The organism is Nonomuraea sp. NPDC049504, from assembly GCF_040676845.1.
Taxonomy (GTDB): domain Bacteria; phylum Actinomycetota; class Actinomycetes; order Streptosporangiales; family Streptosporangiaceae; genus Nonomuraea; species Nonomuraea salmonea.
Genome location: NZ_JBFAPT010000013.1, coordinates 24,051 through 36,543, shown reverse-complemented (window position 1 = coordinate 36,543; position 12,493 = coordinate 24,051). Strand labels below are relative to the sequence as shown.

Here is a 12,493-nt window from a genome sequence, read left to right as displayed (position 1 = left end):
CAGGCCGGCCCTCCAGGCGCGAACCAAGGCCCGCCTCCGAACACCCCCTACGGTGGCCCTCCGCCTGGCGCGCAGGCCGGCCCCCCGAACGGCCCTCAGGCCGGCTCTCCAACCCGGCCCCCACAGGGCCCCCAAGGCCCCCAGAACGGACCTCATAACGGGCCGCAAGACTGGTCTCAGAACGGGCCGCAGGGCTGGCCGCAGGACGGGCCTTACGGTGGTTTCCCCAGCGGCCCCCGAAGCGGGCCACCCAGTGATCCCCAGGCCGGCCCCCCGAATGGCCCTCAGGGCGGCTCTCCGAGCTGGCCGCCGCACGGCCCCCAAGGCGGGCCTCCCAGCGGCCCTCAGGGTGGGCCTTCGGGCTGGCCTCCGAACGAACCTCAGGGCGGCTCTCCGAGCTGGCCCCAGAGCGGTCCCCAAGGCGGGCCCCCGAGCGGTCCCCAAGGCGGGCCTCCGAGCGGTCCCCAAGGCGGGCCTCCGAGCGGCCCTCAAGGCGGGCCGCCGAGCGGGCCGCAGGGTGGGGCGCCGTATCTGCCGCCTACCCTGCCGCCCGCCATGCCGTCGTCGATGCCGCCGCGCATGCCGGACCAGGCGTTGCCGCCGACGTTGCCTCCCACCCTTCCCCCGATGCCCTCGCCGCAGGGCCCCCAGCGGCCGTCGTGGCTGATGCCCACGCTCGCCGCGGCGCTCGTGGTGCTGGTGGCCGCGACCGGGGTGGGCCTGTTCCTCCTGTATGGCAACAAGGACGACGAAGGCGGCGGTGGCACGCCCCCGGTGGCAGGGACGTCGTCCGCCTCCGGCAGCCCGTCCGCGGCGGCCGTGGGCGTGGACGTGTGCTCGATGCTGCCCAAGGACGAGGCCGACCGGCTGGTGCCCGACGCGACCGTGGACAAGCGGTCCCGTGACAACGACTACACGGTCAACTTCGGCTGCAACTGGACGAACCGCCGCATCTCGTTCGGTGAGTTCTGGCGCAGCAGGGAGATCGACGTCAAGGTCGACCAGCACAAGCCCGACGGCGTGAAGACGGGCCGCGCGATGGCGCAGAACTCGTACGAGGCCGACTACAGCAGCGGCAAGTACCGCGAGACCGCGAAGCCGACCCTCGACGAGGACGAGAAGGAGTACATCTCCCCGGTCAAGGACATCCCGAACGTCGGCGACAGCGCCTTCGCCCAGTACACGTGGCGCCGTTCGGGCAAGATGCTCTGGTACGCGTACGGCACCGCGTACGCGCGGGTCGGCGACATGACGATCGAGGTCAAGTACCAGGCGGGCCAGCAGCGTAAAGACGCCCAGATCCTGACGAACGAGTCCGCCCAGGCCGTCACGGAGGAGAACGCGATCCGCGAGGTGAGCGGCCTGGTCGTGCACTTCGCCAAGGGCGTCGCCGAGTGGCAGCGCAAGCACCCCGACGTGCTGGCCCAGGCCGAGCCGTCGGCCACGCCCACCGCGCCGCCCTCCCGCTCGCCGAGCTCCACGCCGACGCCGTCGCCGACCGTGCTGGCCTCCTTCCCCGCCGACTGCGGGGCCGTCAGCGGCACCGCAGTCAAGCTGGTGCCCGACGCCACCACCCGGGCGCGCGGCAACAGGATCGGCGACGACGACCGTACCGAGTGCCGCTGGCTCAACCTGGACCTGCCGGACGGCGAGGGCAGGAAGAAGGTCCGCAGCGCGCTCATCACCGTGCACCGGTTCACCAACCGGGCGGGGGCCGTGGACGAGCCGGCCGCCAAGGAGTTCTACGCGACGGACAGGGGCCGGTCCGCGGGCAGCGCCGAGTCCTCGCTCGGCGGCATCACCTGGGGCGAGCTGACCGACGTGAAGGGGCTGGGCGACCAGGCCCACCGGCAGTACGTCCAGTCGCGGGTCGGCGATGTGTCGGCCGGCAGCGGCTCGTACGTCATCCGCAAGGGCGCCGTGGTGATCGAGGTCGACTACACCGGACATCAGCGGCCCGAGAACGCGGAGAAGAACGCGTCCAATGTCGTGCTGATGCCGGAGAAGGAGGCGTTCGAGGGCGCCCTCACTCTGGCCAAGGCCTACCTGAACGTCCTGGACGGCGGCTGACACCACCGGCCCGATCGTGCGCGCCGGGCGCCCGTACGGCCGCCCATCCAGCCGCCCATCCGGCCGCGCGCTCAGGCGGGGGCGTCGCGGAGGCGTTCGACGCGGATGCCGCGCAGCAGCAGCTCCGACACCGTCGCCGCGGCCAGCAGCGTCACGAGCAGGGCGGCGCCCACGACGAGCGCGACGGGCGCCGCCGCGATCTCGTGCGGCAGCGGCGGCGTGACCGGCGGCTCGGTGAACTGCGGGATGCGCCGCAGCGCCGCCTGCGCCGCGACGAGCCCGGCCAGCACCCCCGACAGCGTCCCCGCCATGACCGTGATGAGCTGTTCGAGCAGCAGCGACACCCGCAGCGCCCCCATCTTGGCGCCGGACGCCTCCAGCGCGGCCAGCTCGTAGCCGCGCCGCCGGGCCGCCGTGCGCAGCGCCAGCACCGTACGTCCCAGCGCGAGCGCCGCCGCGGCCAGCGCCGACACCAGCAGCAGCAACAGCGCCAGCCCGGGACCGCGCGCCGCGAACGAGGCGGCCAGCTCGCCCGCGTGCCGCCGGCTCACCACCGACAGCCCCTGCTCGGCCAGCGCCCGCTCCAGCGCGGCCACGTCGGACGTCCGCGTCCACACCTGGAACTGGGCCTGCTCGTGCACGCCGTACGCCATCCTGTCGGCCTGCTCCAGGTCCACCACCGCGCCCGCCTCCGTCAGCCCCGGCGCGGCGGCGGAGGTGGCGACGGCGTGCGCGGGGGAGGCGTAGGCGTTGTCCAGCCCTGGCAGCGCCCGCCTGCCCAGGTCCGCGACCGCGAGGGCGGCCGGCTCGGCCCGGTAGGTGTCGGGGCGCAGCGTCTGGTTGCCGACCGGGGTGATGCCGAACGTGCCGCCGCGCTCGCGCGGGTTCTCGTCCACCCGCCAGGGCGGCAGGTCGAGCGCGGTCCAGCGGCCGTCGTCGCGTACGGACATGGCGGTGACCCGCACCCGCACGAACGCCGACTCGGTGTACTCGGCGGGCGGCACCGGCTCGCCCTGGAAGGCGCGCAGCTCGCAGGCGGCGTTCCGGCAGCTCGGCGGCAGGTTCCAGGCGTGCACGCCGGAGCGCCCGCGCAGCTCGCCGAGCGGGATCAGCGTAGGGCTCAGCCGGTCGGGTACGCGCAGCAGCGCCGTCAGCCGGATCGTCCAGCCCTCCGGCGGCAGGTCGTGGGTGACCGCGACACGGAAGCGCTCGCCCTTCAGCCACACGCGCGGCGTGCCGGGCCCGGTCAGCCCCGACACCGCGGACGCCAGCGACCTGCCGCCCGCCAGCTCGGGACGCCAGTGACCGACGGCGGCCAGCCTGGCCGGGTCGGTCGCGATGAGCTGCGGCGGACCCGGCATCCTGACCACCGGCGCGGCCAGGGTGCCCGACGGGTCGGCGGCGTCCACGGCGGCCAGCAGGCGGCTCGGCTCGACCGGGCGTACCGTGATGGCCGTGGGCGCGCCGTTGTGGAACCTCGCCGTCTCCGCGTAGTCGCCCGACGTGGCGCTCCACGCCGACACCGCGAACGTCGCCAGCCCGAACGCCGTGCCCAGCACGATCACGCTGCCCGCCGTCACCGGGCCGCGCGCGACCTGCCGCAGCGCGAGGAACGGCCCCAGACCGCCGCGCCGCCTGGTCACCCCGAACAGCCGCCCGGCCAGCACCGGCACCGCCCGGCTCGCCAGCAGCGCCGTGCCGAGCGCGATCAGTCCTGGCACCGCCAGTGCGCCCGAGCTCTGCCCCGTCACGTCCGTGATCACGCCGGTGGCCAGCAGCTCGACCAGGCCGACCGCGGTCACGGCGAGCACCACAGCGTCCAGCACCCAGCCCCGCGCCGACCTGCGCGGCGTGCGCCGCCACTCCTCGGTGACCGGGCGGGTCGCCGTACGCCAGGCCGCCAGCGCCGCCGCCAGTACTCCGCCCAGCATGGCCGCCACCCCGGCCGCCACCGCCTCCACCGGGAACGTGACCGGGATGCCGGGCGGCAGCAGCACCTTCGCCATCGCGTCGGCCGCCACCCTGCCCAGCAGCAGGCCCAGCGGCACGGCGGCGGCCAGCAGCAGGACCGGCTCGGTCAGCGCGTAGCGCCACACCCGCGCCCGCCCGTGGCCGCGCAGCCGGGCCAGCGCCAGCTCCGCGCTCCTCGCCCGTACCAGGTCGCCCACGGTCTGGAAGAGCAGCATCCAGCCGAGACCGACGAGCTGGGCCACCACCAGCAGCGTCGGGACGCCCAGCGAGCCGGTGTCGGCGGTCAGGCGTCTGAGCGTGTCGGCGACGCGCGAGTACACGATGGCCTCGCTCTGCCTGCCCGCCCGCTCCGCGCTCGCCTGGATCGCGGCCAGCTTCGGGACGTCGGCCCCCTCGACGCGCGACGGGTCCACGTAGACGATGCCGTAGTCGGTCCAGCCGTTCGGGCGGCCGGAGGCGTCGGTGCCGCCGCCGATCGCGTACGTGCCGAGCCGCGTCTCCGGCACCGTGAACAGCGCGTCCGTCCTGCCCTCACCCGGCGCGCCCGAGGGGGAGAACAGCGTGCGGCCGAACCAGAACGGGTCCGACGGCGAGCCTGGACGGTAGATCCCCACGACGGTCAGCGGTGCGGGCACCCGCCGCGTCGCCGCGCCAGGCTCCATCTCGACGATCGAGGTGAGCCGCACCCGCTGGCCCACCTTGAACCCGGACGCCGCGCTCGCCATCACCTCCCTGGCCGCGCTCGGGCAGCGGCCCTTCGCCAGGGTCAGGTGCTCACACTGGCCGTCCTGCCAGAGCAGCGTGTAGACGCTCTCGTCGTTCACCCTGCCGCTGGACGTCTCCATGCCCAGGACGGGCGGGGTGGTGAAGCGGGCGCCCGCCGTGAACGCCGCCAGCTTCTCCTCGATGCCGCCGAACCTCGTCGTGTACCGCCAGCCGCGGCCCTCCACCGGGGCCGTCTCCAGCGCGTTCCTGGCGATGGCGGTGCGGGCGGCGGCCGAGTAGACGGGGCCGACGGCCGCCGACGCGATCGGGACGAGCGCGATGAGCAGCACGACGAGCGAGAGCGTACGGCGTTCCCAGAGGCCACGCAGGATCACGGCTCCGCCCTCCTGAGCGCGATGCCGTCCGGCAGCTCCTCGATCCTCGCCATCGAGCCAGGGGGCAGCAGACGGTGGTACTCGGGCGGCACCTGCACGCCGCCCTCCCTGCCCACCACCACGAAGTCCTCGCCGCGCCTGCCCTCGGCGCCGACCCGGCCGTCCCTGATCGTCACCGTACGGCTCAGCGCCGCGCTGACCGCCGTGTCGTGCGTGACCACCACCGCCGTCGTGCCGTCGGCCGCGGCCGCCCGCTTGATCAGCTCGACCACCCGCGCCCCCGACTCCTCGTCGAGCTGGCTGGTCGGCTCGTCGGCGAGCAGCAGCCTGGGCCGGTTCGCCAGCGCGACCGCCACCGCCAGCCGCTGCTGCTCACCGCCCGACATGCGCCCCGCCGGCCGGTCGCCCGCCTCGTCGAGCCCCACCCTGCGCAGCAGCTCGGCGGCCCTGCGCCGGTCCCTCCTGACCGCCCGCTGGGCGAAGGCGACGTTCTGGGCGGCGCTGAGGTAGCCGATGAGGTTACGCGCCGGGTTCTGCAACACCATGCCGATCCTGGACGCCCGCAACCGGTCCAGTTTGCGCTGGTCGAGCCGCCCCATGTCCGTGCCGTTGAACCACAACCGCCCCGCGCTCGGCCGCACCAACCCCGCGAGCAACCACAGCAACGTCGACTTCCCCGCCCCCGACGGCCCCAGCAGCGCGACCGTCTCCCCCTCATCGATGACGAGATCCACGTCCCGCAACGCGACCACCTCGACGTCGCGCGCCTTGTAGATCTGCACGATCCCGTCACACCTGACGAGACTCATCCCCGTGCCTCTCCGTAGCGGGTGATGGCGTGATGGGGTGCGGGGCGGTGGCGTGACGGCGGTGTGGGGCGATGGTGCGGTGCGGCCGTGGGGCAGCGGTGCGACGGCGGGCGGGGCCTGGCGGTGTGCGGCGGAGGGCGGGGGAGGTCATGAGGTGGTCCTGGCGGGGTGGGTGGGGGCGCGGAGGTCGATGACGCGGTCGCAGCGGTCGGCGACCTCCGGGTCGTGGGTGGCGATCACCAGGGTGGTGCCCTCGTCCGCCGCTGCCAGTAGCTCGTCCAGGACGATCGCGCGGTGGTCGGCGTCCTGTTCGGCCGTCGGTTCGTCGGCCAGCAGGACCCGGGGGCACAGGGCCAGCGCCCTGGCCACCGCCACCCGCTGCTGCTGCCCGCCGGACAGCTCCTCCACCAGGTGGCCGGCGAACTTGGCGACCTTCACGCGCTCCAGCGCCTGCTCCGCCAGCCGCATCGCCTCCGCCGGCGGGCGGCCCGCGGCGCGCAGCGCGACCTCGACGTTCTCGGCCGCCGTGAGCAGGCTCAGCAGCCCGTACGACTGGAACACCAGCGCCAGCTCGGCCCGCAGCGCCGGTTGCTCGTCCAGCGGCACCCCGCGCACCAGGACCCGGCCCGCCACCGGCGGGAGCAGCCCGGCCAGCGTGGTCAGCAGCGTCGTCTTGCCCGATCCGGAAGGGCCCATGAGCGCGACACGCTCGGCGGGGAACAGCTCGAGCGTGAGGCCGGCGATGATCGTACGGCCGCCGGCACGGCAGGTGAGGGCGCGACACGCGAGCGCCGGTCCGCCAGTCGTCACGGGCGGATCATCACCTGACAGGACATCCCCGTCAACGGTTAATGCGGCTGCAACCCGGTTGCAAGTCGGACAAATACCGTTATCAACGTAGGCGCTTGAGCCGCGCGATGGGGTTTGCCCAGTACAGGGGCATGGGCAAACCCCGGGGGATCGCGCGGCTCGCCTGCTTTCCAGCGCCTCCTGGGTCACCTCCGTGAGCAGCCGCGGACTGGGAGGTGGACTGGGAGGTGGACTGGGAAACGGACGAGGAACAGGTCGAGCAGGCCGGGGACGGTGGCGGCGGCCAGGTCGAGGCCGTCGGAGCGGCCGACGTCCACCACCTCGTAATGGCCGCGCCCCGCCGCTGTCGTGGCCGAGACCGTCACCAGGCCGGAGCGGCGCTGGAAGAACGTCTCGGTGAACGTCCAGCCCGCGACACCCCGGCGATCGAGCGCCACCGTACGCCGCACCACCGCGCCTCTCCTCGTGACCAGGTGCTCGGGGCTGAGCGCGTGCCCGAGATTCGCCGCCCCCACCACGGCCAGCCAGAGCCCGTACGCCAGCACGACCAGCGTCCCCACGGCCGCCGCCACGGTCCAGCTCGCACCCTCGGCCCACGGCACGGCTCCCGCCGCCACGGCCGCCGACAGCCCGGCCGCGACGCCGGTCGCCGCCAGCGCGCGCATCACCCGCCTGCGCCGGGCGGCGGCCGGGTGCCGCGTCAGGGCCACCATGGCCTCTCCCAAGGAAGACCCCGCGGTGGTGGCAGCGGTGGTGACCGCCGTGGTGACCGCCGTGGTGACCGCGGTGGTGGCCGCCGTGGTGACCGCGGTGGCGATGCGGAGGGCCTCGGGGCGGGGGAGCGGCGGGGTGAGGGCGGCGGCGTCCTCGGTGTCCTTGTCGTCGGACCTGCTCAGTCCCGTGGCGATCGTCCTGACGCGGGCGGCTCCGGCCAGGCGGAGCAGGAGCGGCTCGCTGAGCTCGAGGCCGCGCAGCCGGCGTTCCTGCATCGTCAGGGAGCGGGTGGTGAGCAGGCCGCGGCGCAGCCGGAGGCGGCCCGGCTCACGGTCGAGCCGGTAACGCCCCCACGACTCGGCGAACAGCAGCATCGCCCCCGCCGCCCCCACCGCCACGTTGAGCGCGAGCAGCGGCGGGACGGCGAGCAGTGGCTGCGCCGCGATCCACGCCCACAGCTCGGACGCCAGCCGCGTGGTGAACCTCTTCATGCCGAACGACTCGGACACCTTGTAGACCGCGCCCAGCACCACCGCCGCGCCGGTGAACGTCCACACCGACAGCGGCGCGTACCTGATCCACGACCACCGCAGCTCCGCCAGCGGCCCCTCACCGGCCGGGGCGCCCTGGCGCAGCAGCGTGCGGCGCAGCGCCTCGGCGTCGTGCCTGGTCAGCGGGTCGAGTGTCAGCTCGGGAGCGTCGCCCGCGTGCTCGCCGGTGCCGACCTTGACCACGGCCAGCCCGAACATCCGGTGCACGGGGTCGGCGCGCAGGTCCACGCTGCGTACGCGGTCGCGCGGGACCGAGCGGTGCTGCCGGGTGATGATGCCGGAGCGCAGCTCCAGCCGCTCGGGGGTCAGGCGCCAGCGGATGGCACGCACCCTGATCCCGTCGTACGCGACCGCGCCCGCCACGACGAGCATCACGGCCCCGGCGCACGCCGCCACGATGCCCCCGACCGGCCAGTCACGGCTGGCGAGGAACCGGACGAGGCCCAGCACGGCCCCCGCCGCGACCGCCAGCGACCTGACCCCGGTCACCCACGGACTCCGCCGCGCCACCTCCCGCCACGCCATGCCGGTTTCCGGCCGCACCTTCGTCCCCACGTCCGTCCCCACGTCCGTCCCCAGATCGGCCCCCGTCGCCGCCCCCGGCTCAGGCCCCGGGACGGGGCCGGGAATGCCGGTGTCCGGCTCGCGCGTGTTCACGTGGCGTCTCCCGGGGTGGCCTGGGTGCGGGTGGTCAGGTGGGCGGCGAGGTCGGCGGCCAGCTCGTGGCCGAGCCCGGCGATGGTGATCGCGCCCGCCGACGACGCCGTGGTCACCGTGACGTCGGCCAGCCCGAACAGCCGCTGCACCGGCCCCCGCGCGGTGTCGACCCGCTGGATCCGCGACATCGGCGCCACCTTCCACGTGTGCGTGAGCAGCCCCCGGCGGGTGTAGACGGCGTCGTCGGTGACCTCCCACCGCTCGACCCGGTAGGACATCCGGGGCGCCACCACGGCGAGCACCAGGCACCCTGCCGCGAACACCGCCACCAGCACCCCCAGCCAGCCGGGCCGCACGGTGAACAGCAGGTAAGCGACGACGGCGGCCCCGGCCAGAGGGACCATGAGCATGAGCCACTGCGCCGTCCACCACGCCACCGCCCGGGGATCGGCCCGGTGGCGCGGCGGACGCAGCCCGGTCGCGCTCATGCCTCCCCCTCCCGCCGCAGCGACCCGGCCACGGACAGCAGCGCGAAGCCGAGCACGCCGATCACGATGGACCCGAACACCTCATATCCCTTCAGCGCGGGCACCACGTTGACCACGAGCAGCCCGTGCGCCCATCCCCACCAGTTCCACAGGGCGTCGCCCAGGCCAGCCACTCCCTGCAGGAGCAGCAGCCAGCCCGACACCCTCAGCACCGCTTGCATGCCGCCAAGCCTGGCCGCGCCGGGGCGCCGGGCGCATCGGCCCTAGGTCTCGCGCGGCATCGACTTTGGTCGCTGTCGCCGTACCTCGCGTAGGGCCTAACCTCGATGAACGTGACGGAACTGCGGGGAGACGGCGTGCCCGCCCACGAATACCGGTGGGCGCTGCCGTCGGTGCTGCTGGGCGACGCCCGTGAGGGCGGGCGCGTGCGCCGCTCCACCCGCGACTGGATCGTCGACACGCTGATGTTCCTGGCCGCCTGCCTCATCACCTACCTGTCGCTCGTCGAGCTGGACAAGAAGCCCGAGCCCGACCCGCTGATGGCGCTGGAGCAGGTGACGGGGGCGCTGGCGTGCGTGGCGGTGTGGCTGCGGCGCCGGTGGCCGGTGGCGCTGTCGGTGACCACCGCGCTGCTGTCGTCCTATCTGGAGCTGGTGGGCGGGGCGTGCGTGGTGGCGCTGTTCACGGTGGCGGTGCACCGGCCGCTGAAGATCTCGGGGCCGGTCGCGCTGCTCAACTTCCTCACCCTCGTCCCCTTCGTGGCCCTGCGCCCGGAGGACGACGACGAGCGGGCATGGGCGGTGGCGCTGGGCGTGACGGTCGTGCTCATGGTGTTCGCGTGGGGCATCGTGGTCAGGGCGCGGCGGCAGCTCGTCTGGTCGCTCAGGCAGCGCGCCGACAGCGCCGCCGAGCAGGCCAAGCAGCTCGAACGCGAGCGCATCGCCAGGGAGATGCACGACGTGCTGGCCCACCGCATCTCGATTCTCAGCCTGCACGCGGGCGCGCTGGAGTTCCGTCCCGACGCGCCGCCCGCGGAGATCGCCAGGGTGGCGGGTGCCATCAGGACCAGCGCCCACCAGGCGCTGCAGGACCTGCGCGAGGTGATCGGCGTGCTGCGGCACGCGGGCCCCGAGGCCGACGTCGTGCCCGACCGGCCGCAGCCCACGCTGGCCGACCTGCCCGCGCTGGTGGAGGAGTGCCGGCAGGCGGGCATGGACGTCCGGCTCGACCTGCGGGCCGGCGACGTGCCCGACGGGCAGGGCCGTAACCTCTACCGCATCGTCCAGGAGGCGCTGACCAACGCGCGCAAGCACGCGGGCGACGTCCCGGTGAGCGTCGTCGTCGCGGGCGAGCGCGGCGAGGAGCTGTCGGTCGAGGTGCGCAACCCGCTCGGGGCACGCCCGGTCCGCCCGTCCGGGGCCCGTCTGCCCGGCGCGGGCGCCGGGCTCATCGGGCTGACCGAGCGGGCCGAGCTGGCGGGCGGCCGGCTGGAGCACGGCGCGACGCCGGAGGGGGAGTTCGTGGTACGCGCCTGGCTGCCGTGGCCGCTGGAGACGACGCGGGAGGACGTTCCATGACCACAGCCGACCAGGACGGCCCGATCAGGGTGCTCATCGTCGACGACGACCCGATGGTGCGGGCCGGGCTGTCGATGATCCTCGGCGGCGCCGGCGACATCGAGATCGTCGGTGAGGCCGCCGACGGCGCCGAGGTGCCGCCGCTGGTCGCCGAGCACCGGCCGCGGGTGGTGCTGATGGACATCCGCATGCCCGGCGTCGACGGGCTGACCGCCACCGAGGCGCTGCGCCGCACGTCCGCGCCGCCCGAGGTGGTGGTGCTGACCACGTTCCATGCCGACGCGCAAGTGCTGCGCGCGCTGCGGGCCGGGGCGGCCGGGTTCCTGCTGAAGGACATCGCGCCGGTCGACCTGGTGGCGGCCATCAGGAAGGTCGCGGCGGGCGAGCCGATCCTGTCGCCCGCGGTGACGCGCCAGCTCATCAGCCATGTGGCAGGCAGAGGGGCCGACGGCGGGGCCGGCGACCGCACCCAGCGGGCCAGGAAGCTGCTCGCCCGGCTCAGCGAGCGCGAGCGCGAGGTGGCGATGGCCGTCGGGCAGGGCAAGTCCAACGCGGAGATCGGGCGCGAGCTGTTCATGAGCGTGCCCACGGTCAAGGCGCACGTCTCGCGCATCCTCACCAAGCTCGATCTCAACAACCGGGTGCAGGTAGCGCTGCTGGTCTACGACGCCGCCTCGTAGCTCGCCAGCAACCGCTCGATGGTGGCGCGGTGCAGCACCAGGTCGTCCGGGTCGTCGGGCATGGCCTGCTCGCCGAAGTGGATGCGCCGCCGCCAGACCCTGGCCATCACGATGCCGTGCCGCAGGGCGGCGTACAGCTCGTAGAAGTCCAGGTCGCGGGGCTCGTACCCGGTCAGCTCGCGGTAGGTGCGGCAGACGTCGGCGCTGCGCATGAAGCCCGGCATGCCGGGCAGGCCACCACCCACGGTGAGGTCCTGGAAGAAGCGGTGCAGGAAGATCATCCAGGACACGTCCAGCTCGGGCGGTCCCACGGCGGCCATCTCCCAGTCGAGCACCGCGGCGGGCGTGAAGTCCCGGTAGATGATGTTGCCGATCCTGGCGTCGCCCCAGCTCAGCACGTCGGGGCCGGGCTCCTTCGGCCAGTGCGCCTCCAGGCAGTCGAACGCGCGCTCCAGCAGCGGGATGCGGTACGTGCCGTGCGCCCACTCGTAGTAGGCCCGTTGCGCCGCGACGTGCGCGCGCAGCCCGGCGGGCCCGAGCGGGGCCAGCTCGGCCGGCGTGAACGCCGTACGGTGCAGCGCCGCGAGGATCCCGACGCTCGCGTCCTGCAGCCGCCGCCGGTCGGCGGGGGAGGCGTCGTAGAGCCATCCCCCGAACGTGTACGGCATCACGTCCGGCGGCACCTCACCGTCCACCCGCTCCATGACCAGGAACGGCGTGCCCAGCGGCGCCGGGTCGGGCTCGAACCAGAGGGCCCTCGGCGCTGGGATCCCAGCTTTTTCCCTGGCCAGGCGCATCAGCTCGAACTGCGTGCGCAGATCGTAGGAGGGGAAGACGGGAACGGCCTCCTGCGCAGGTGCCAGGCGGGCCACGCAGCGGGTGGAGCGGCCGTCCCAGGTGGCGGAGAAGAACAGGGTCTCGCTGGACAGCCCGTTCTCCGCAGGCCTGGACATCTCCGACACCGACGCGCTCGCGCCGACCTTGGCACGGAGCCAGGCGGTGGCGCGTTCCCGCAGTTCGGCCAGGTCGCGGGTGGACGTACGAAGCTGCTCGGCCACGGTGGACC

The 12,493-nt window shown here is 74.3% G+C and carries 11 protein-coding genes; 3 read left to right on the top strand and 8 right to left on the bottom strand.

The features are described 5' to 3' along the window. Positions 1–488 precede the first annotated feature (488 nt). Positions 489–617 (bottom strand): hypothetical protein, encoded by a 129-nt coding sequence (locus AB0K28_RS24380; RefSeq protein ID WP_364373966.1) that lies wholly within the window; start codon positions 615–617, stop codon positions 489–491. A gap of 10 nt (positions 618–627) precedes the next feature. Between AB0K28_RS24380 and AB0K28_RS24375 the strand changes: the two genes are divergently transcribed. Beyond that, positions 628–2,070, top strand: a complete 1,443-nt coding sequence (locus AB0K28_RS24375; protein WP_364373963.1) for a hypothetical protein — start codon at positions 628–630, stop codon at positions 2,068–2,070. Positions 2,071–2,141: 71 nt separating this feature from the next. Here AB0K28_RS24375 and AB0K28_RS24370 read toward each other — a convergent pair whose 3' ends face one another. From AB0K28_RS24370 to AB0K28_RS24345, 6 genes are all read right to left on the bottom strand, one after another. After that, positions 2,142–5,141 carry an ABC transporter permease gene (locus AB0K28_RS24370; protein WP_364373960.1) on the bottom strand — a complete coding sequence of 1,000 codons (3,000 nt, stop codon included), beginning with the start codon at positions 5,139–5,141 and terminating at the stop codon, positions 2,142–2,144. After that, positions 5,138–5,950, bottom strand: a complete 813-nt coding sequence (locus AB0K28_RS24365; RefSeq protein WP_364373957.1) for an ATP-binding cassette domain-containing protein — start codon at positions 5,948–5,950, stop codon at positions 5,138–5,140. The genes AB0K28_RS24370 and AB0K28_RS24365 overlap by 4 nt, the downstream gene beginning before the upstream one ends. 147 nt (positions 5,951–6,097) lie before the next feature. Further along, on the bottom strand, positions 6,098–6,760 hold the full coding sequence (locus tag AB0K28_RS24360) for an ATP-binding cassette domain-containing protein (RefSeq protein ID WP_364373954.1): 663 nt from the start codon (positions 6,758–6,760) through the stop codon (positions 6,098–6,100). A gap of 185 nt (positions 6,761–6,945) precedes the next feature. Next, positions 6,946–8,682 (bottom strand): PH domain-containing protein, encoded by a 1,737-nt coding sequence (locus tag AB0K28_RS24355; RefSeq protein ID WP_364373951.1) that lies wholly within the window; start codon positions 8,680–8,682, stop codon positions 6,946–6,948. Continuing rightward, positions 8,679–9,170 (bottom strand): PH domain-containing protein, encoded by a 492-nt coding sequence (locus AB0K28_RS24350; protein ID WP_364373948.1) that lies wholly within the window; start codon positions 9,168–9,170, stop codon positions 8,679–8,681. The genes AB0K28_RS24355 and AB0K28_RS24350 overlap by 4 nt, the downstream gene beginning before the upstream one ends. After that, entirely contained in the window at positions 9,167–9,391 is a 225-nt protein-coding gene (locus AB0K28_RS24345) for a hypothetical protein (RefSeq protein ID WP_364373945.1), read from the bottom strand. Before AB0K28_RS24345 ends, AB0K28_RS24350 begins: the two co-directional genes overlap by 4 nt. A gap of 111 nt (positions 9,392–9,502) precedes the next feature. Here AB0K28_RS24345 and AB0K28_RS24340 point away from each other — a divergent pair, with 111 nt between their 5' ends. Then, a complete protein-coding gene (locus tag AB0K28_RS24340; RefSeq protein ID WP_364373942.1) occupies positions 9,503–10,747 on the top strand; it encodes a histidine kinase in 1,245 nt (414 codons plus the stop codon). Next, positions 10,744–11,427, top strand: coding sequence for a response regulator transcription factor (locus AB0K28_RS24335; RefSeq protein WP_364373939.1), 684 nt, complete (start codon positions 10,744–10,746; stop codon positions 11,425–11,427). The genes AB0K28_RS24340 and AB0K28_RS24335 overlap by 4 nt, the downstream gene beginning before the upstream one ends. Here the strand turns inward: AB0K28_RS24335 and AB0K28_RS24330 are convergent. Next, positions 11,409–12,485 carry a phosphotransferase family protein gene (locus tag AB0K28_RS24330; protein ID WP_364373936.1) on the bottom strand — a complete coding sequence of 359 codons (1,077 nt, stop codon included), beginning with the start codon at positions 12,483–12,485 and terminating at the stop codon, positions 11,409–11,411. The two genes, AB0K28_RS24335 and AB0K28_RS24330, sit on opposite strands and share 19 nt — an antisense overlap. Between the last annotated feature and the right edge of the window lie 8 nt (positions 12,486–12,493).